Origin of the sequence: Paraburkholderia gardini (genome assembly GCF_907164545.1) — a bacterium.
GTDB classification, from domain to species: domain Bacteria; phylum Pseudomonadota; class Gammaproteobacteria; order Burkholderiales; family Burkholderiaceae; genus Paraburkholderia; species Paraburkholderia gardini.
In genome coordinates, this window is sequence record NZ_CAJQZB010000027.1 from 13,207 (window position 1) to 32,931 (window position 19,725).

Annotated in this window: 16 protein-coding genes and 1 pseudogene; 10 read left to right on the forward strand and 7 right to left on the reverse strand. The window is 63.9% G+C overall.

Annotation, left to right across the window (positions count from 1 at the left end; translation table 11 throughout):
- Positions 1-193: 193 nt before the first annotated feature.
- The 8 genes from LPA37_RS18555 to LPA37_RS18590 all read left to right on the forward strand — a co-directional run bounded on the left by LPA37_RS18555 (position 194) and on the right by LPA37_RS18590 (position 10,712).
- The gene (locus LPA37_RS18555; RefSeq protein ID WP_228982429.1) at positions 194-1,990 is read left to right on the forward strand and encodes a thiamine pyrophosphate-requiring protein; all 1,797 of its coding nucleotides are present in this window, start codon (positions 194-196) and stop codon (positions 1,988-1,990) included.
- On the forward strand, positions 1,990-3,135 hold the full coding sequence (locus LPA37_RS18560; RefSeq protein WP_407672564.1) for an enolase C-terminal domain-like protein: 1,146 nt from the start codon (positions 1,990-1,992) through the stop codon (positions 3,133-3,135). The genes LPA37_RS18555 and LPA37_RS18560 overlap by 1 nt, the downstream gene beginning before the upstream one ends.
- A gap of 17 nt (positions 3,136-3,152) precedes the next feature.
- The gene (locus LPA37_RS18565) at positions 3,153-4,121 is read left to right on the forward strand and encodes a hypothetical protein (protein WP_229013299.1); all 969 of its coding nucleotides are present in this window, start codon (positions 3,153-3,155) and stop codon (positions 4,119-4,121) included.
- Positions 4,118-4,771, forward strand: a complete 654-nt coding sequence (locus LPA37_RS18570) for a gluconate 2-dehydrogenase subunit 3 family protein (RefSeq protein ID WP_228982434.1) — start codon at positions 4,118-4,120, stop codon at positions 4,769-4,771. The genes LPA37_RS18565 and LPA37_RS18570 overlap by 4 nt, the downstream gene beginning before the upstream one ends.
- The gene (locus LPA37_RS18575; protein WP_228982435.1) at positions 4,761-6,404 is read left to right on the forward strand and encodes a GMC family oxidoreductase; all 1,644 of its coding nucleotides are present in this window, start codon (positions 4,761-4,763) and stop codon (positions 6,402-6,404) included. The genes LPA37_RS18570 and LPA37_RS18575 overlap by 11 nt, the downstream gene beginning before the upstream one ends.
- Before the next feature lie 62 nt (positions 6,405-6,466).
- A complete protein-coding gene (locus tag LPA37_RS18580; RefSeq protein WP_229013300.1) occupies positions 6,467-7,477 on the forward strand; it encodes an SDR family oxidoreductase in 1,011 nt (336 codons plus the stop codon).
- Positions 7,478-7,494: 17 nt separating this feature from the next.
- Positions 7,495-9,270 carry a glycoside hydrolase family 15 protein gene (locus tag LPA37_RS18585; protein WP_229013329.1) on the forward strand — a complete coding sequence of 592 codons (1,776 nt, stop codon included), beginning with the start codon at positions 7,495-7,497 and terminating at the stop codon, positions 9,268-9,270.
- A gap of 158 nt (positions 9,271-9,428) precedes the next feature.
- On the forward strand, positions 9,429-10,712 hold the full coding sequence (locus tag LPA37_RS18590) for a class I SAM-dependent methyltransferase (RefSeq protein ID WP_229013301.1): 1,284 nt from the start codon (positions 9,429-9,431) through the stop codon (positions 10,710-10,712).
- A 44-nt stretch (positions 10,713-10,756) separates the two neighbouring features.
- Here LPA37_RS18590 and LPA37_RS18595 read toward each other — a convergent pair.
- A pseudogene (locus LPA37_RS18595) lies at positions 10,757-10,861 on the reverse strand (type 1 glutamine amidotransferase); the annotation flags it as partial.
- A gap of 343 nt (positions 10,862-11,204) precedes the next feature.
- Entirely contained in the window at positions 11,205-11,738 is a 534-nt protein-coding gene (locus tag LPA37_RS18600; RefSeq protein WP_228982523.1) for a cupin domain-containing protein, read from the reverse strand.
- Positions 11,739-12,290: 552 nt separating this feature from the next.
- On the opposite strand from LPA37_RS18600, the gene LPA37_RS18605 reads away from it, so the two are divergent.
- Positions 12,291-13,574, forward strand: a complete 1,284-nt coding sequence (locus LPA37_RS18605; RefSeq protein ID WP_229013302.1) for an aconitate hydratase — start codon at positions 12,291-12,293, stop codon at positions 13,572-13,574.
- A gap of 73 nt (positions 13,575-13,647) precedes the next feature.
- Entirely contained in the window at positions 13,648-13,980 is a 333-nt protein-coding gene (locus LPA37_RS18610; RefSeq protein ID WP_229013303.1) for a hypothetical protein, read from the forward strand.
- 81 nt (positions 13,981-14,061) lie between these two features.
- Here LPA37_RS18610 and LPA37_RS18615 read toward each other — a convergent pair whose 3' ends face one another.
- From LPA37_RS18615 to LPA37_RS18635, 5 genes are all read right to left on the reverse strand, one after another.
- Positions 14,062-15,954 (reverse strand): AI-2E family transporter, encoded by a 1,893-nt coding sequence (locus tag LPA37_RS18615; RefSeq protein ID WP_229013304.1) that lies wholly within the window; start codon positions 15,952-15,954, stop codon positions 14,062-14,064.
- Between the two features lie 17 nt (positions 15,955-15,971).
- Complete coding sequence (locus LPA37_RS18620) at positions 15,972-16,481, reverse strand: molybdopterin cofactor-binding domain-containing protein (RefSeq protein ID WP_229013305.1); 510 nt, start codon at positions 16,479-16,481, stop codon at positions 15,972-15,974.
- Between the two features lie 735 nt (positions 16,482-17,216).
- Positions 17,217-18,146 carry a LysR substrate-binding domain-containing protein gene (locus LPA37_RS18625; protein ID WP_228982446.1) on the reverse strand — a complete coding sequence of 310 codons (930 nt, stop codon included), beginning with the start codon at positions 18,144-18,146 and terminating at the stop codon, positions 17,217-17,219.
- A 24-nt stretch (positions 18,147-18,170) separates the two neighbouring features.
- On the reverse strand, positions 18,171-19,262 hold the full coding sequence (locus LPA37_RS18630; protein ID WP_228982449.1) for a YeiH family protein: 1,092 nt from the start codon (positions 19,260-19,262) through the stop codon (positions 18,171-18,173).
- 197 nt (positions 19,263-19,459) lie between these two features.
- The gene (locus LPA37_RS18635) at positions 19,460-19,669 is read right to left on the reverse strand and encodes a hypothetical protein (RefSeq protein ID WP_228982451.1); all 210 of its coding nucleotides are present in this window, start codon (positions 19,667-19,669) and stop codon (positions 19,460-19,462) included.
- Between the last annotated feature and the right edge of the window lie 56 nt (positions 19,670-19,725).

A 19,725-nucleotide genomic window follows, 5' to 3' on the forward strand; every position in this document is an offset into this window, starting at 1 on the left:
GCGTTACTCCCCTCCGGCAATGCGTCCTCGCACTCGCTCCGTATGCGGCGAGCAGGTACACGGGTTGCTTGGAGGTGAAGCATGTGCACCCGTGTGTATCCGGCACGGTGCCTCTGGACGGCGCGTTGCAGCAGCGGCCACGGTATGACGTAGCGCGCAAAGCCGTCCTTGCCATCCATTTGTGGAGACCGCAATGACCCAGACCGTCGGTGACTTTATTGTAGAAAGACTGCATGCATGGGGCGTCCGGCGTATCTACGGGTATCCCGGAGACGGCATCAATGGCGTGTTCGGGGCGCTGAACCGGGCGAAGGGAAAGATCGAATTCGTGCAGGTACGGCACGAGGAAATGGCCGCATTCATGGCCTCGGCGCACGCGAAGTTCACCGGCGAACTGGGTGTATGCATTGCCACCTCCGGACCGGGCGCCTCACATCTGATCACCGGACTCTACGACGCTCGCATGGACCATATGCCCGTGCTGGCGATTGCCGGGCAACAGGCGCGTGCGGCACTCGGCGGCCACTATCAGCAGGAACTGGATCTGGTCTCGATGTTCAAGGACGTCGCCGGTGCGTTCGTGGAGCAGGCGAGCGTGCCTTCGCAAGTCCGGCATCTGGTCGATCGCGCGGTACGGACCGCGTTATCGGAACGCAAGGTCACGGCAATCGTGCTGCCCAACGATTTACAGGACCTCCCCTATGAAGCACCCGGCCGCAAGCACGGCACCCTGCATTCGGGCGTCGGCTATCGTGCCCCGCGACTCGTTCCCTACCCTGACGATCTGCAGCAGGCGGCCGACGTGCTCAACGCCGGCAGGAAAGTCGCCATTCTGGTCGGCGCAGGTGCGCTGCACGCCACGGATGAAGTCATCGCCGTCGCCGGGAAGCTCGGCGCGGGCGTCGCCAAGGCTTTGCTGGGCAAAGCGGCGTTGCCGGATGATTTGCCCTGGGTCACCGGATCGATCGGACTGCTCGGTACCAAACCCAGCTACGATCTGATGAACGAATGCGACACCCTGTTGATGATCGGCTCCGGTTTTCCGTACTCTGAATTCCTCCCGAAAGAAGGCGCCGCCCGCGGCGTGCAGATCGACCTCAAGGCTGACATGCTCAGCCTGCGCTATCCAATGGAAGTCAATCTGGTGGGCGATAGCGCCGAGACGCTGCGCGCCTTGCTGCCGTTACTCGATGAGAAACGGGACCGCGCGTGGCGCGAGAAAATCGAGGGTTGGACTGCCGACTGGTGGAAGACACTCGACAAGCGCGCCCATGAGGCCGGCAAGAACGGTATGAACCCTCAGCGCAGTGTGTGGGAACTCTCTCCCCGCATACCGGCTAATGCAATCGTTACAAGCGACTCCGGCTCCTGCGCGAACTGGTATGCACGCGATCTGAAAATACAGCGCGGCATGATGTGTTCGCTGTCGGGAGGACTTGCCTCGATGGGTGCCGCGGTGCCGTATGCGATCGCCGCGAAATTCGCCTGCCCCGAGCGCCCCGTCATCGCGCTGGTCGGCGATGGCGCGATGCAGATGAACAACATGGCCGAGCTCATCACGGTGGCCAAATACTGGAAACAGTGGGCCAATCCACGCTGGATCTGCATGGTGCTCAACAACAGCGATTTGAATCAGGTGACCTGGGAGCAGCGTGCAATGGAAGGCGACCCGAAGTTCGAGGCGTCACAGGATATTCCATCCGTGCCCTATCACCGCTTCGCGGAACTGATCGGCCTGAAAGGCATTTACGTCGATGACGCCGAACGCATGGGCGCAGCATGGGATGAGGCGCTCGCGTCGGACCGGCCAGTGGTCATCGAGGTAAAGGCCGATCCGGATATTCCGCCTCTACCACCGCATATCACGCTGGCGCAAGCCAGGGCGTTCGCATCGACGCTAATCAGGCGCGATCCGAACGAAGGCAACGTTATCGTCGAAACGGCGAAGCAGGTGCTCGACGCCGTGTTGCCGGGACATCGCGACAAATGATGCCGCGTCTTGCCGAACCATCTCCGGCGTCGCCAGGAACGGATCCATCGCCTGGGCGAGTGCCGATTACCGCGTTGCGGGCGCAAGCGTTTCGTATCCCGACCGATCTGCCGGAAGCCGACGGCACCTTCGCATGGGATGCCACCACGCTCGTGCTCGTCGAGATAGAGGCCGGCGGCCAGACCGGTACTGGCTACACGTATAGCGACGCGAGCATCGTCAAGCTGATTCATGACACGCTTGGTGCATGCGTGCTGGACGCCGACGTCTGGCACATCGGCGCGCTCTGGCTGCACATGCAGCAGCAAGTGCGCAATCTGGGGCGCGCGGGACTCGCCGCTACCGCCATCTCGGCGGTGGATTGCGCGCTATGGGATCTCAAGGCCAGGCTGCTTGGCGTGCCGCTCGTGCAGTTGCTCGGTGCACGGCGCGCGAGCGTGCCGATCTACGGCAGCGGCGGTTTCACGACCTATGACGACAAACAGATGCGCGACCAGCTGACGCGCTGGGTCCGCGAGGATGGTTGCCGCTGGGTCAAGATCAAGGTCGGCACGCAGCCGGACAAGGATCCCCAGCGGGTTGCAGTGGCACGCGCGGCGATCGGAGATGCGGGACTGTTCGTCGACGCCAATGGCGCGCTCAGCGTCAAGGCAGCGCTGCACCTTGCGCAGCAGTTTGCCGCGCAAGGCGTTGAATGGTTCGAGGAACCGGTTTCGTCCGATGACCTGCCGGGCCTCGCGGCGTTGCGCGAACGCGTGCCCGCAGGCATGGAGATCGCCGCGGGCGAATACGGCTACACGCTGGACGACTTTCGTCTGCTGCTCGAGGCGCGCGCCGTCGATGTGCTGCAGGCAGACGTGAGCCGTTGCGGCGGCGTTACCGGCTTCCTGCAGGCGGCAACACTCTGCGAGGCGTTTCATATACCGTTGTCGGCGCATTGCGCGCCGGCCCTGCACCTGCATGTGGCCAGCGCGGTCCCGCGTCTGCGTCATCAGGAATGGTTCCACGATCACGTGCGCATCGAAGCGCTGTTATTCGATGGCGCGCCGACGCCATCGAACGGCGCTATCGCACCTGACATGACACGGCCCGGTTGCGGCCTGAAATTCAGGCACCGCGTCGCGCAGCGCTATCTGATGCAATGAACGGAGGGATCTGGCGAATGGGCTCTCAACGTGTTCCCGGTCTGGTTTGCGCTGCGGTGGGCGCGGCCGCGCTCACTGCCGTCGCCGCGCGAAATGCAGCCGCAATGAAGGCGACGGCGCAGCGCCCGAATTCGACTGCGGTCCCTGTTCCGCGCTTCCAGCACGCGCCACGCGAACTGGCGCACATCACCGCCGCGCGCTCGCTCAATCGCGGCTCCGCCCTTCTCGCCCTCTCGGTGCTCGCCGACAGCGCGATGGAACACTATCGCGGTTCCTTCGACAATTCCGCGATGTATACACCGCTCGTTTCGTCGGCACTCTCGCTGCTTGCGGGCCTGCACGGCGGCGGCGATCCGCGTTCGCACAGGCACACTCTCCGGCACGCCGTTTATCTGACGGCTGCCATCGCTGGCGTGTCGGGCACCGCTTTCCATGTCTACAACGTCACCAAACGGCCTGGCGGCTGGAGCTGGAACAACCTGTTTCATGCCGCGCCGATCGGCGCACCCATGGCGCTGCTGCTCTCGGGCGCGCTGGGCGCGGCCGCGGAACGTCTGCGCGACGAACCCGCCGTCGACCCGCAATTGTTCGGCATGCCTGCCGGACGCGCACTCGGCCTGCTGGTGGCGGCCGGTCTTGCCGGCACGATCGCCGAGGTCGGCCTGCTGCATTTTCGCGGCTCCTTCCAGAACCCGGTCATGTATGCGCCTGTCATGCTGCCGCCCGTCGCGGCCGCATTGCTCGCGCAAGCCGCGCTCGGCGCGCCGTGCGAACGGTGGTTCACACGGCTGTGGCTGCGGATCACCGCGGCGCTTGGCTTTGTCGGCGTCGGTTTTCACGCGCGCGGCATTGCCCGCAATCAGGGCGGCTGGCGCAACTGGAGCCAGAACCTTTTCAACGGACCGCCGCTGCCCGCGCCGCCCGGTTTTTCAGCATTGGCGCTGGCCGGCCTTGCGGCGCTGCGCCTGCGGGAGACGGAAAAATGACCCGGCCCAGAAGCACCCGCTATCCCGGCTACGACGTGCTGAACAAACGCGGCACGCCGTCGTGGGACGACGCGACGCGCGCGGTCATTGACGAGCGCCTCGCCACGCCTCGCGAGCCGCGATTTTTCAACGCCGTGCAGTGGCTGGGCGTGATTCATCTATGCCGCTGCATCGTGCCGCAGGCGGAAGCCGATCCGGTGGTGCCGCTCGCGGCCATGCTCGACGCAAAGCTCACGAAAAACACCGGCGACGGCTATCGTGACGCGCGTCTTCCGCCGACACGCGACGCCTGGCGCATCGGCCTCGCCGCCCTCGACGCCGAGAGTCGCTCGCAGTTCGACTTGCCGTTCCCGAGCCTGGAAATAGCCGTTCAGCACGCGCTGCTCGAACAGATGCAGAGAGGCGACATGCACGACAACGCCTGGCAAGGCATGTCGGCGCAGCTTTTTTTCAGCAAGCACGTGCTGCACGATATTTGTAGCGCTTACTACTCGCATCCCCACGCGTGGAGCGAAATGGGCTTCGGCGGTCCGGCGAATCCGCGCGGCTACGTCCGCATGTACTTCGACCGGCGCGATCCGTGGGAAGCCGCGGAGGCCCAACCGGGCGTCGAAGGTAAAGCACGCAGGGAGAATCGCCGTGCTCGATGACGCCCTGCATCATCCACGTGGCAAGGACGGGCGCGCCCCGGATGTGTTCCGCGCCGGCGCATGGGTGCCGATGCGCGAGTATCGCAATGACGAGGAAGTCGACTTTGCGATTGTCGGCACCGGTGCGGGCGGCGGCACGCTGGCATGCCGCCTCGCCGAACAGGGCTTCAAGGTGGTCGCGTTCGACGCGGGCGCGTGGTGGCGTCCGCTTGAAGAATTCGCATCGGACGAAACACACCAGACCAAACTGTTCTGGACTGACGAGCGCATCTGCGACGGCGACAATCCGCTGCAACTCGGCAATAACAACAGCGGCAAGGCCGTGGGCGGCAGCACCGTGCACTTCGCGATGGTGTCGCTGCGCTTTCGTCCCGAGTGGTTCAAATCGCGCAGCGTGCTCGGCTACGGCGCGGACTGGCCCCTCGACTGGCGCGAGATGTGGCGCTACTACGCGCAGGTCGAAGACGCGTTGAAAATATCGGGGCCGGTGAACTATCCATGGGGGCCGCCACGGCCGCGCTACCCATACCGTGCGCATGAACTGAATGCTGCCGCGCTGGTACTCGCGCGCGGCGCCGAGGCAATGGGCATCCGCTGGACCGAGACACCGCTCGCCACACTGTCAGCGCCACGCGGACTCGCACACCCTTGCGCGTATCGCGGCTTTTGCGTGTCCGGGTGTGCAACCAATGCCAAGCAAAGCGTGCTGGTCACGTGGATTCCGCGGGCCCTGCAGGCCGGTGCCGAAATACGCGATCTCGCCATGGTCGGCCGGATCGCGACGAACGCCGCGGGCCGCGTGAACGGCGTCGACTATCTGCGCGAAGGACGCTGGCAGTTTCAGCGCGCCAAAAACGTGGTGGTGGCCGGCTACGCGATCGAAACGCCTCGCCTGTTGCTGATGTCGGCGACCAGCCGGTATCCCGACGGTCTCGCGAACAGCTCGGGACTCGTCGGCAGGAACCTGATGGCGCAGTCGAACCAGGCGGTCTACGGCACGCTGGATGAGGAAATCCGCTGGTACAAGGGACCGCCGTCGCTGGCCATCACCGAGCACTGGAATTACACCGACACGGGCAAGGACTTCTTCGGCGGTTACGCTTATATGAGCCAGGGACCGTTGCCCGAAGTGTGGGCCGCCGCGCAGAACAAACGCGGCTTGTGGGGCGAGGCACTCGCCGCCGAAATGCAGAAGTACAACCATCAGGCGGGACTGAAGATTGTCGGCGAGATGCTGCCGCAGGAGCGCAACTGCGTCACGCTCGCCGACGAGAAAGATCAGTACGGCCTGCCGGTCGCACGCGTCACATATTCGTGGTGCGACAACGACCAGCGGCTCATCGCGCATTCGCTCGACTTCATGGAGCAGGCGCTTGCCGCAGCCGGCGGCCGCGAAATCTGGCGCGAAACCGACGATACCTGTCACCTGAACGGCACCGCGCGCATGGGTGACGATCCGGCAACGAGTGTCGTCAACGCCGACTGCCGAAGCTGGGATATCCGTAATCTGTGGATTTGCGACGGGTCGGTGTTCCCGACCGTGGGCGGCGTGAATCCTTCGCTGACGATCCAGGCGATTGCCTGCCGCACGGCGGATCGCATCGCCTTGCTCGCCGCGCGTGGCGAACTGTAGCGCGAAGCCGCGATCAACACCGGTGCGAAGCGATGCGCACGGTCCATCAATCAGGAGGCGTTATGCAGCGCAAGCTTGACCGGCCGAAAGTCGTGGTCATCACCGGGGCGAGTGCGGGCGTGGGGCGGGCTGCCGCTCTCGCCTTCGCCCAACGGGGCGCGCATATCGCGCTGTTGGCGCGTGACGCGGCTGCGCTCGACGACACCGCGGATCAGGTCCGCAAGTCCGGCGTGCGAGCCATGCCGGTTGCACTCGACGTCAGCGATGCCGACGCTGTCGAAGCGGCAGCATCGCGCGTGGAAGCGGAACTGGGTCCGATCGACGTATGGGTCAACAATGCGATGCTCACCGTGTTCGGCCCGGTCGCCAGCCTGACGCCGGAGGAGTTCTCGCGTGTCACACAGGTGACGTACCTGGGCTACGTCTGGGGCACGATGGCCGCGCTAAAACGCATGGCGACGCGCAATCACGGATGCATCGTTCAGGTCGGCTCGGCACTCGCCTACCGGTCAATTCCGCTGCAATCGGCCTATTGCGGCGCCAAGCATGCGATCCGCGGCTTCACCGACGCGTTGCGATGTGAACTGCTGCACGAACACAGTCGCGTGCACCTGACGATGGTGCAGATGCCCGCATTGAACACGCCACAGTTCGACTGGGCCGAGAACCACATGCCTCATGCTCCGCAGCCGGTGGCGCCCATCTATCAGCCGGAAGTCGCGGCGCGCGCGATCGTCTGGGCGGCAGCGCACCGGCGACGGGAAGTCTATGTCGGGATGTCCACGGCGAAGGCCATTCTTGCCAACAAGATTGCCCCCGGCTTACTGGATCGTTTTCTCGGACGTACCGGATATCAGACACAGGAACGGGCGGCTCCGGCCAGTGCGGCAGGCCCTTCCAACCTCTGGCAACCGGTGACGGGCGCCCATCGTATTCATGGCCCATTCGACGCGCAAGCAACCGGGCACAGCGTCGCACTATGGCTGGACACCCACCGGCCATTCGCGCTGGGCGCCGCGTTGACCATCGCGGCGTTGAGCTGGCGCCGCTGGTGTCGGCGTCCGGACCGTTAGGCGGGTGTCCCATGGCCATGCGCATCGAGGACTACGCGCTGCTCGGTGACGGCGAAAGCGCGGCACTGGTCGACCGGCGGGGATCCATCGACTGGCTTTGCTGGCCCGCATTCGATGCGGATACGTGTTTTGCGGCACTGCTCGGTGGCCCGCGCCATGGGCACTGGCAAATCGCGCCGCGGGAACCCGTGGCACGCAGTTCGCGACGCTACCGCGGCGACACGCTGATTCTCGAAACGACGTTCGAGAGCCCATCCGGCACCCTCGTGCTGACCGACTGGATGGCGTGGAACGCCCCCCGGCCCGTGCTCGTCAGACAGCTGCGTTGCGAGCGCGGCAGCGTGCGGGTGGTCAGCAAGCTGGCGGCGCGTTTCGACTATGGCAGGGCTGTTCCCTGGTGCACGAAAACCGGCACACGCGTCCAGATGGTGTGCGGTCCGCGAGCGCTCTGGCTCGACAGTACCGCGCGCATCACGTGTGACAGGGACGCGGTACGTGCCAGCTTCGCAATGTCAGCGGGAGAGCAGCGGGACTTCGCCCTGACGTGTTGCCGATCATATGACGACGCACCGCCACGGCCGGACATCGACCCGCTCTTTGCCGACACAAGCCGTTTCTGGACAGACTGGTATGCGCGGAGCAAGGTCGAGGGGGACTACGCCGAGCCTGTCCGGCGCTCGTTGATCACCCTGCGCGCATTGACGAGCACCGCCACCGGCGGCATCGTCGCGGCGCCTACCAGTTCGCTGCCTGAGCGGATTGGCGGCACGCGGAACTGGGACTATCGCTTCTGCTGGCTGCGCGATGCCGGCTTCACGCTGCTTGCACTACTCGGCGGCGGCTATCACGTAGAGGCCGCGCGCTGGCGTGACTGGCTCGTGCGAGCGATCGCGGGTCACCCGGCGCAATTGCAGATTCTGTATGGCGTCGACGGCTCGCGCCGTGTCGACGAGTGGGAATGTCCATGGCTGCCCGGCTACGAGCATTCAGCTCCGGTGCGCTTCGGCAATGCGGCGGTGAATCAACCGCAACTCGACGTGTATGGAGAGGTGCTCAACGCGCTGTATATGTCGCGCTGCGCCGGGTTACCGCCGGATGGCAACGCATGGTCGCTCGAGCAGCGCCTGGTCGATCATCTGCAAGGCATCTGGCGCGAGCCCGACGACGGCATCTGGGAAGTGCGCAGCGGCGCCCGGCAGTTTACGTTCTCGAAAGTGATGGCATGGGTCGCGGTCAATCGGGCGCTGCGCTCAGCCTGCGAATTTGGCATGCCCGCTCCAACCGCGCGCTGGTCCGCGCTGGCCGCCGAGATCCATCAGGACGTGCTCACGCACGGCTTCGACACGCAGCTTCGGACGTTCACGCAAAGCTACGGCAGCCAGCGGCTCGACGCGAGTTGCCTGTTGATTCCCGTGACGGGATTTTTGCCTGTCGGCGATCCCCGGGTCACGGGAACGGTGAAGGCCATCGAAGCCGGTCTGATGGACGAGGGCCTGGTGCTGCGCTATCGCGAAGATGGCATCGACAACGGTCCGTCCAATGACCAGCCGTTTCTGCCATGCAGTTTCTGGCTGGCCCAGGTGCGACAGATGCAAGGTCGTGGTGTCGAAGCGCGTGAACTGTTCGGTCGGTTGCTTGCATTGCGAAACGATGTCGGCCTTCTCGCCGAAAAGTACGACACCGTCCGCAAGCGGCAAGTCGGCAATTTCCCGCAGGCGTTCTCGCATGTCGCACTGGTCAATGCAGGATTGAGTTTGAATGACGATGCCTGCCGCGGCGCGGCAGGGCGATGACGGTAGCGGCTTCTTCCGTCCGCTGCCCAGGCGCCAAGCCGGGATAACGGTCGCTGCCGGCAGCACGGCGCCCTGACGGCGGGTCGGGCATGAGTGATGCTTCAGTGACAACGTCGCAGCAGCATCATTTTTATGCGTTCTGCCATTCTGGAGCAGCCATGACCCCATCCAGTCTTTTGCGGCAACCTGCCGAACAGCAACTCGCCAGCCTGCCGCTGCCCTGCTCGGTCTGGCTTCCCGACGGTCAGCGCATCGGAGCGGCGCAACCGCGGCTGTCGTTCGTCATCCGCGACATGCGTGCGCTCCTGCACCTGACACAGGGTGCAATCGGGCGGCTGGCGGAAGACTATGTGGAAGGCCGGCTCGAGATCGAAGGCGACATGCATGACCTGATGGCGAGCGCCCCTGCGCTGCTCCGCCAGGACCCCACGCAGGAAGCGCCCGGGTGGCTAATGCGCCGGATCCATCGCACCCGCCACGCCATCTGGGCACGCACGCACCATAGCCGGGCGAGAGATGCCGCCCAGATCCAGCATCATTACGATCTTTCCGATGAGTTCTACGCCCTCTGGCTCGACCCGCTGCGCGTGTACTCATGTGCGTATTTTTCAACGCCCGCCATGTCATTGGCCGAGGCCCAGCAAGCCAAGCTCGATCACATCTGCAGGAAACTCATGATGCGCCCCGGTGAGCGTTTTCTCGACGTGGGCGCCGGTTGGGGGGCGCTGCTGCTGTGGGCTGCGGAGCACTATGGCGTTACCGCGACCGGCATCACCCTGTCGAGGAATCAGCACGCCTATGTCAACCGGATTATCGGGCAAAAGGGACTGCGCGGCCGCGTCAGCATGCTGCTGCAGGACTACCGCGACGTCGACGAGTCCATGCCCTTCGACAAAATCGCATCGGTAGGCATGTGCGAACACGTGGGCCGCCCCAACCTGCCTCTGTACTTCGCGAAGATGCGACGTCTGCTCAGACCAGGCGGCCTCATAATGAATCACAGCATTACCGCTGGCGGCACCGATAACTCGCAACTCGATGGCGGCATGGGTGACTTCATCGACAAATATATCTTCCCGGGTGGCCAGCTCGTGCACGTTAGCGTGATGATGGACGCCATGACCCGCGGCCATCTGGAACCCGTGGATGCCGAGTGCCTGCGCCCGCACTACATCCGCACACTCTGGCTTTGGGCCGATGCCCTGGAGGCCCATCTCGACGAAGCACGCCGGATGCTCGGCAAGGATGCAGAAAGAATCATTCGCGCGTACCGTCTCTATCTGGCGGGTTCTGCCATGGGATTCGAGCGGGGGTGGACGTCGCTGTTCCAGATACTGGCGTCTCGCCCCGACGATAAATTCGAAGACCGGTATCCGTTCAATCGCGCATACATGTATACGCAAGGTTCAACAGCCGGGCCAGTGGACAGAGTGGTCGGGTAATGGGCTGACTTCACCCGCTTGCGGCGCGTGGCCGTTCTTGCTTCGGCCCCGGCTTGCGTCAATGCGCGTTTCGGTTCGGGCAGCTCAGCGTGCTCGAAACCGTCGACCGCGAGTACCGCTACCTTGCAGCCTGCGGGTTCATTAGCCATCTGTGTTGCTCCATTGAAAATGCAGGGACTTTCCGCGACAGCCCGGTATCGGTCGCGCTCGCGCAGTCACGGGCGGCTATGGCACTCCCGGCGGCACGGTTACCGGGCGCGGACAAGGTTCGGGCCCGGGCGCCCCGCCTGGCACGATAACGCCGGATGGCAGGAATTCGATGCGCCCGGATGGCACCAACAGCACGAACGGCAACGACATGAACCCGTCGAAGCCGGATACGTTGCAAAACGGCCAATAGACGCACGACCATCGAGGGGCGAGCGGCCGTGCGCCCGGCTTTCACGAGCGTGGCATTCCATCGGCTGGAAGATTTCTTCAAGGCTTGCGGTTTCAGGCCACGCCGAGCCATTGCTCGATGACGGGTCCGCGCTCACCCAGCACAGGATCGCTCGGGGGAAACGGCAGCGCCTCCATCGCAACAAGTTCGTCCGGCGTCAGCCGCTCGCGCCGAATGTCCCACTGCTGCCCGGGTGGGTAGGCGCCCACCACGCGCAGATTGCCGGCTGCTGCCTGCAGGCAATGTCCAGTGCCGGCAGGCAGCAGCACCGCGTCTCCCGCATGCAACGTGACTACCCGTCCACCTGGACCGCCAATGATGAGTTCAGCCGAGCCCGATGCAATGCCTAACACCTCGTGCGCGGTCGAATGAAAATGGTGATAGTCGAAGATGCTGTCCCGCCATCGCGGCGGCCACTGGTTATGTTTAAACAGCGCTTCGAATCCGGCGATCAGATCATCGCCCGCGCCCGGCATCGCCGCCCGGTAAATCGCCACGGCGAGCTTGCGATTGTTTGGCACCCAGTCGCGAGGCGCGAGCGTGAATGCTTCGTAGTGTCCCTGTTCTATCTGTCGCCTGTATTGCATATCGACCGTCCCTGATTCCCGAACTGGTGTGTCCATCAGCATTGCTTTACGCGCTGCCACGGCGAATTTCAGCGAAAAACCCTGCATGGCTCCGGGCATGATTTTTAATGCCTTCGAATCGCTCCGTGGTCCTGTACGCATCAGGAGGTGCGCTGATAACCCGCAATCATTGCCGTGTTGACTGGCTCGAACGGTATGCCTGAATCCGCTGTAATCAGGACACGCTGTTTCGTGCAACTTTTGTACCTGACGCCTGACCAATGCGCCTCGACCACCAGCGCGGTCGCATTTCCATCTCGCACGTTCCATCTGACCGGATGCATGAACAGGACGCCATATCGAACAGGTTTCATGGTGGCCGGCCGGATTTTGCGAATGGCTTCTGGAATGATTCATGCTGCGGTGAACTGGCAAACCGGAGCGACTGAACCCCATCGATCGATGCACAAGGCGGTTCCCGGTCGCCGCGGCCCGCATGAACCTGCATGGCCTGGACAAGCGCCCGCGCAGCCGTATCCAGAACCTCTTGCGAATGAAATCCGGAGTTCGATCATGAACCTGAATGTCGCGCAAAAACTGATCCAGTCTCACCTGGTTCACGGTGCCATGGAGGCCGGCGAGGAGATCGGCATTTCGATTGATCAGACATTGACCCAGGATGCCACCCGCACGCTGGTGATGCTGGAGCTGGAAGCCATGGGACTCGATCGCGCGAAAACCGGGCTGAGCGTGCAGTACGTCGACCACAATCTGATTCAGGAGGACTACCGGAACGCCGACGATCAGCTCTTTCTGCGCAGCGCGGCCGAGCGTTTTGGCCTCTGGTATTCGCGAGCTGGAAACGGTGTGAGCCATCCCTGCCATCAGGAGAACTTCGGCAAGCCGGGCAAGACGCTGCTCGGTTCGGACAGTCACACGCCCGCCGCTGGCGCCATCGGCATGCTGGCGATTGGCGCGGGCGGCCTCGAAGTCGCGCTGGCCATAGCGGGAGAACCTTTCTTCACGCGAATGCCCCAGATCTGGGGCGTGAAGCTCACCGGCCAGTTACCCGACTGGGTCAGCGCCAAGGACGTGATTCTCGAGATGTTGCGTCGTCACGGCGTGGACGGCGGCGCAGGCCGGATCATCGAATATGACGGTCCCGGGCTGGACACGCTCAGCGCAATGGACCGGCACGTGATCGCCAACATGGGCGCGGAACTCGGCGCGACGACGACCGTTTTTCCCTCCGGTCAGGAAGTCCGGCGCTTCCTGCGCGCATGGAGTCGCGAGTCGGACTGGATCGAACTGGTAGCCGAACGCGGCGCGACCTACGATCTGCACGATGAAATCGATCTCGCAAGCCTTGAGCCATTGATCGCGATGCCGTCCAGTCCGGACAATGTGCGCCCGGTGCGTGAAGTCGCGGGCGAGCCGATCCACCAGGCGTACATCGGTTCGTCGGCGAATCCTGGCTACCGCGACTTCGCCGTTGCGGCGACGATGGTCCGCGACCGGCTCGTTCACGACCGGGTCTCGTTCGACGTCAACCCCACCTCCCGCGCACAACTCGAAATGCTGGTGCGCGACGGGCACATCGAGCATCTTCTTCATGCTGGCGCACGACTGCATCAGGCCGGCTGCAACGGCTGCATCGGCATGGGTCAGGCGCCGGCCACGAACGGACTGTCGCTGCGTACGGTACCGCGCAACTTTCCGGGCCGCTCAGGCACGCGCGAGGACAAGGTGTGTCTCGTCAGTCCCGAGACGAGAACACGACCCGGGGCACGACGTTCAAGGTCTGCCATTTCATGTCGCCACGCCAGGTTCAGTATGTGTTGTGCGGAGGTCGGGTGAACTGGATGAAGGAGCGGCTGGCGGGGGCCGCCGCGCATCCCGACGTATGACAGCTATCTCTCCGGAGGTCAGAATGTCCACGCAGCCGACCAGCGCGCAAATCGAAGTATCACGGGACGATCCCGTGATCCAGGCGATATCGGTCCCATACAGCACGCCCGTGTGCAACGGGCGTTACCGGCTCACCGTGCGTGCAAGAGCAGGTGGCCTCAAGGTCGTCGCCACCTGGCAGACCCTCGGTTGCGAAGCTTGCCACGCCGACCACGTCCGGTTCCGCATCGATCGCCGTCACCATTTCGAAGAAGTGACCTTCGCGTTCGCCTCCGTGTCCCCTGACGTGCTCGCTGCGATCGTGACCCGGCTGATCGCACTGCCATGGGTGCTGGACGTGTACTTTTATCCGTGAGCCGTGTGGACGGATGTCATACGAAAGAATTGCAAACCCGCCAGTATTCTTTACCCGCGCCGCGCTGTCGCATCCGGAACGTCACGCCTCCGTCCCGGCACGTGCATGGCCGGCATCGCCGCGCTCCTGCCTGCGTGCCTGCGCCCACATTTGCGCAGCCCGTGCACAGGCCGGCAGTAACTGCTGAAACGACGCAACGACGGGAATCTCGCGTCCGGGTAGCGCGACAGACGAATCCCTGCTCGCGGGTTCGTCTTCCGCCGTCATGCCCAGTATCACCCCACGGGAAACGCGCGCCTCGCTCAAGCGCTGCAGCAGGTTACGCAGATACGGCGGAAACTCGCCCGCGTCGAATGAAATCACGCAGATCATTGGGCGCGAAGCAAGCCGCGCCTCATCGAACCGCCCTGCGGCAAACCGTTCATGGTTCGCCTGCGACGCCTCGAAACCGTGTTTGTTCAGCAGTTGCACGGCGATCGCGACCAGCAGATCGTCGAGCTTGCCGCGGCCGCCGATACATAACACGGGTATGGGCTGCAACGGTTCGTTGTTCGATTCGGTTGTCGTCACATCGCCAGCCCCTACCAGTGCGGCGATGATCGTGTGCGTCGCCGACCGGACCAGCCTGAGCTGAGCCGCCGGCACCACGCCGCGCCGGACGTCGGCGTGAGCGATCCGCAGGCCGGCCAGTACCACGTCGTCGTAATACGCCGCCAGCGAACACGTTTTCAACAGGACGTTCGCCTGCTGCAACGCTTCGACCGGATCGTTGGCCAGCAGCCTCTGATAGAGATTTTCGGCCGGTGTCAGGCCGGGGCGATCGCCGAACAGGACATCCAGGAATTCGAGCCGTTCGACATGGCGGCCCAGCGTCACCGCGCACAGCATCAGCGGCGTCGATAGCACCAGTCCCACCGGCCCCCACAGCCAGCTCCAGAAAATCGCCGCGACGATCACGGCAAGTGGGGAGAGTCCATTGCCACGCCCATACAGCAGCGGCTCGATCAACTGACTCGATACGCCTTCGGTCACGGCAAAGAGACCTGCGGTGGCGAGCGCCATCCACCATCCTGGGCTGACCGCGGTGGCCATGACGACTGCCATGAGCGCCGCTATCCAGGCGCCGACGTACGGCACGAATCGCAGTAGCGCCGTCACGACGCCGAACAGCAGCGAACCAGGCATTCCGATGACCGCAAGGCCGATCGCGACAACAGCCCCGACACCGGCATTGATCGCCAGTTGCATCGCAAAGTAGCGGCTCAGGCGAGCGGCGGCTTCACTGATGGCCGTTGACGTTCGATGCAGGTCGCCCAGGCCGAATAGCCGGATCATCCGGTCGCGCAGGCGCTCGCGCTCCAGCAGGATGAAGATCGCGACCACCAGCACGATACCGGCTGTTTCCAGTGGGCTGACCACCGGCGACAGATAGCGCTGCGCCAGTTCGACTGACGACGGCGTCGGTTCGTGCACTTCGACGGGTAGCGGCGCACCGCCGTCCGCGGAAACCGGACTGTCTTTTCTGTGCAAGTCGCCAGGCGGCGGCGTAAAGCGCTTTAGTGCATTCGATGTCATCGCGAGCAGCGTATCCGCGCGACCGAGGGTATTTTCCTGTATGACATCGATCTTGCGCTCGATGGTCCACTGGTACTGCGGCAGATCTCCCGCCAGTTGGGCCACCTGCGCGCCGATCAACACGCCGACGGCCGACAGTGTGGAAAGTGCGAACAGCACCGCGACGGTCACCGACGGTAACTGACCCATGCGGAACCGCCTGAGCAGCCCAACGAGCGGCGCGACGATGAAGCTCAGCAGCACGGCCAGCGTAATCGGGATCAGCACGCCCCGCCCGACGTACAGGGCGGCGATCACGACCACGCCGCTGGCCAGCGAGTTCAGCGCGCGCAGGCTCTGTGCCGCGGGCGCCAGTTCTTGCCGGCGTGGCGACTGATGCGGTGGCGAGCGGGGTTTCATGCTGGCAGGCGCCGAAATCACGCGAATACCTTGTCCAGCGCAATCGGCAGGTTGTGATTCATCACGCGGCGCAGGTCATGATCGAATTGCCTCCCTTCCCGCAACGCCATACTGATGCCCCACACCAGTCCGCCGGCGATCTGACTCGCCGCGGCTTCCGGATTCGCAATCCGGCCGGCCGCGACGGCGCTAACGATGCGCGTGACGCACACCCCGGTGAACACGGCCGAATGCGTATCCATTGAATACTGCTGTTGCCTGTCTTCAGGACTGTCTGTTGCGTGCCCGTCGAGCCGCTCGATGCCGGCGCGATCCAGCAACGGGTCGATCGTTATCGCATCACATCTTTCGGCGCCGCAAGCCAGTTGCACACCTTCGCGCGGGATCCCGGCATGAGCCGCACGGTCAAACGTTTCGCCGCCGTATTCGCACGCCAGGTTGATCTCGAAGGTTACGGTCACGCGCAGCACATCCGGACCGGCAACGTCCAGTAGAGCCGGGGCGTCGCGCGTGTTCAGCGGGTTCATCTGGCGTTCCTTGATTTGTCGCGGGTGGAGCGGATATCGAATTGCTGCGCATCCCGCGTGCCTGGCAAGGACCCGCCGGATTCCGCCTGCTGGCTGTGATATTTCGAGCCGGTGATCAGCGTTGCAATGGCGGGCAGAACGCTCTCCCGGTGCATGCCGCGGGACAGCGCGGCACGAGGCGCGCACGACGAACGGCCTGCGGAGCGGATGGAATATCTACGTGCCACGCGGCAATTCTTGCAAGGAAACGCGTCGCGCCAATGCTGTTGTGCACGTTGCGCGTCTATATCCGACCGGTATCAACGCATGCCCATCGCGGAAGGCGCCGCGATATGGGAATCGGCCAGCGCGCCGAAGCCCGGTACGAGCGCCGCAGCCCCACCCCGGCGTCGGGCGAGCCAGCCGTTGTAACCGGAACCGATCCAGCGGTAAGCGGATCGTCAGTTCCGCAGAAAAATGCCGGCTATGAAGGGTGTGTCCGCATGAATGAGATCGACCTGAACCAACCCTTTAGTTTTGGACCGCCAGCACACCATCGCTTCGGGAGAACGGACACCGAACAGCACGTGCCCTGCGTCGAACACAAAGTGCGGCACCGTTCCGGTCAGACAGGTTCATGGACCCGTGTGCGAGACGTTTCTCCGTCGGCATGGCCGCGCCGAAGCTCGCCTCGATGCTGTGACGGGCGCGCAGGTGAGCGACCGGCTCCGGTTGTTTCCGTGGCGTCGTGTCACCTCAGCGGTCCTGATTCGCGATCCTGGCTGGCAATTCGGGACAACCCGATTCCATCGCCATCTCGACGAACACACGCATCGCCTCCGTCACATAGCGCTGCTGATGACGCAGCATCAGGAAATCCCGCGACGGCAGAGGCCAACGGAGTTCTGTCAGCGTCCCGGCACTGAGTGAGGAAGCCGCGACCAGACGGGACATCACGGTCGCGCCAGCACCGGCCTCGACCGCGGCGCGTACTGCTTCGTTCGACGGAAGCTCCAGCGCGATCTCGAACCCGGATGGATCGCCCCCCAGGCTTCGCACCATCTTCCCGAAAATGCCGCGCGTGCCGGATCCCGGTTCACGCAGCACCCAGGGACTATCACGCAAGTCAATACTATCGGTGGCCGTCGAATCGCGGCCGGCCCAGGGATGGCTGGGGGCGACCACCAGCACCAGTTCATCCTGGGCAACCGCGTGCACGTCGAGACCGTGGGCGTCCACCTGGTCTTCCACGAAACCGAGATCGACGGCGCCTTCGGCAACCTGCCGCACGACCTGTCCGGTATTCGTGATCGAGAGCTTGAGCGAAACACCGGGACAGGCCGCACGGAAGCGCTGCATCACCTTCGGTATCCAGTAGTTCGCAACCGTCTGACTCGCCGCAAGCGATAATGCACCGCGCCGCAATCCGGCCAGATCGGCCAGCATGTTTCCAGCAGACGACGCACGGGCGAGCACCGCGCGCGCTTCGCCGAGAAACTGCTGGCCGGCGTCAGTCAGCACAATATTCCGGCGAATCCGGTGGAACAGCTTGATGTCGTACTGGGTTTCGAGAGCGGCGATTGAACTGCTCACCGCCGATTGCGATAGCGCCAGCACGTTGGCTGCACGCGTCACATGCTGCTGCTCCGCAACCACAACAAAGACACGAAGTTGATCGAGCGTCATGGCTTTCACCGCACCTCAAACTTTTTACGCGATGCCCAGCACGCGGATCAGCACGAGGCTGATGAGCGCGAGCGCGACGATCGACAGCACCACCGCGAGTGTCACACGGGGGCCGGCTTTGGCGACCATTCGCACATCGACGCCCAGGCCGAGTGCCGCCATCGAAATGATCGTCAATATGTTCGCCGTGCTGTTGATGGGCGGTAACGCGGCCGTCGGAACGAGGTTGGCCGAACGAAGGGCAACCAGTACCAGAAAGCCAATAATGAACCAGGGCACGACTTTGTGCCAGGCGATGCGCGACTCCTTCGACGCACCGGGCAATGCGGCAGCATCCGCACCACGACGCGCACCGATTGACAGGACGAGGATCACGGGACCGAGCATCAGCACACGGACCAGTTTGACCAGCGTTCCGATATGGGCGCTGAGCGCCGAAACAGGGACCGTTGCAGCAAGCACCTGCGGCACCGCGTAGACCGTCAGTCCGGCCAGTACCCCGTATTGCAGGTTGCCAAGGTGCAGCACCGGAATCAGCAGCGGCAGTCCGAGCACGACGATGACGCCCAGCACCGCGGTAAAGGCAATCGACGCGGCCACGTCATCGCTATGCGCCCGGATCACGGGAGCCACGGCGGCGATCGCCGAGTTGCCGCAGATCGAGTTGCCGCATGCGACCAGCAAGGCGATCCGGTGATGCAAGCCAAGAAGGCGCCCGGTGCCGTAGCTGACCACGATGGCCACCCCGACGACGGCCACGATACCTGCCAGCAGTCCTGCCCCGGCCGCGTTAAGGGTCTGGGTGCTGAGCGAGGCGCCCAGCAGCACCACGGCGATTTCCAGCAAGGTTTTAGCGCTGAAATTGATCCCGGCGTGCCAGTGAGACGCAGGCTCCCAGACACTTCGCACAGCCGTGCCGATGAGAATGGCGAGGACCAGTGCTTCCAGCCAGACGCGCCCGAACAGGTGTTGCTCAGCCAGTTGCAACCCGAAAGCGGCCAGCGTGACGGCAATGCACAGGGCAACGCCTGGCGTATGGGCTCGCACCCAGCTCAGGATGCTGAACTCGACCGGGCGCCTTTCGGTTAAAACAGGGGACTCTAGCGGGGTTGACATCGCGCTCTCGATATTTCAGTGCTCAGGGAGATGAGCAAGTATCGCGATGACGGGCTCTATATTCCAACGCGGAATATAGAACGTATTGATCGGTTATATAGAACGATGCTCGAGATGACGGTCGGACGCTCACACCGCCTGGCGGATCACGCGGAGCAGTGCGCCCACAGGCAGCGCTTCCGCAGACGGGAACTGCATCACGCTTTACGGCGCCGCGTGTATCGCCTTGCGCTTCGCAAGCCCGCCGACGCCATGCTTGCCGCCGTAATGAAATCGTTGACCCGATACTCCGGTTGCGCATCGAAACCGCCGATGCGGCCGAGTCTGGCGAGATCTTCCGCGAAGCCGGCCGTCTCGTTGAACTGCGGCGCAATGAATGACAACCCTCGCAACTGGGAAGCCTTCACGGCTTTCGCGCGCACGCGCGAGTGGGCTGTCCGCCGGCAGGGCAACCAGCAGGCGT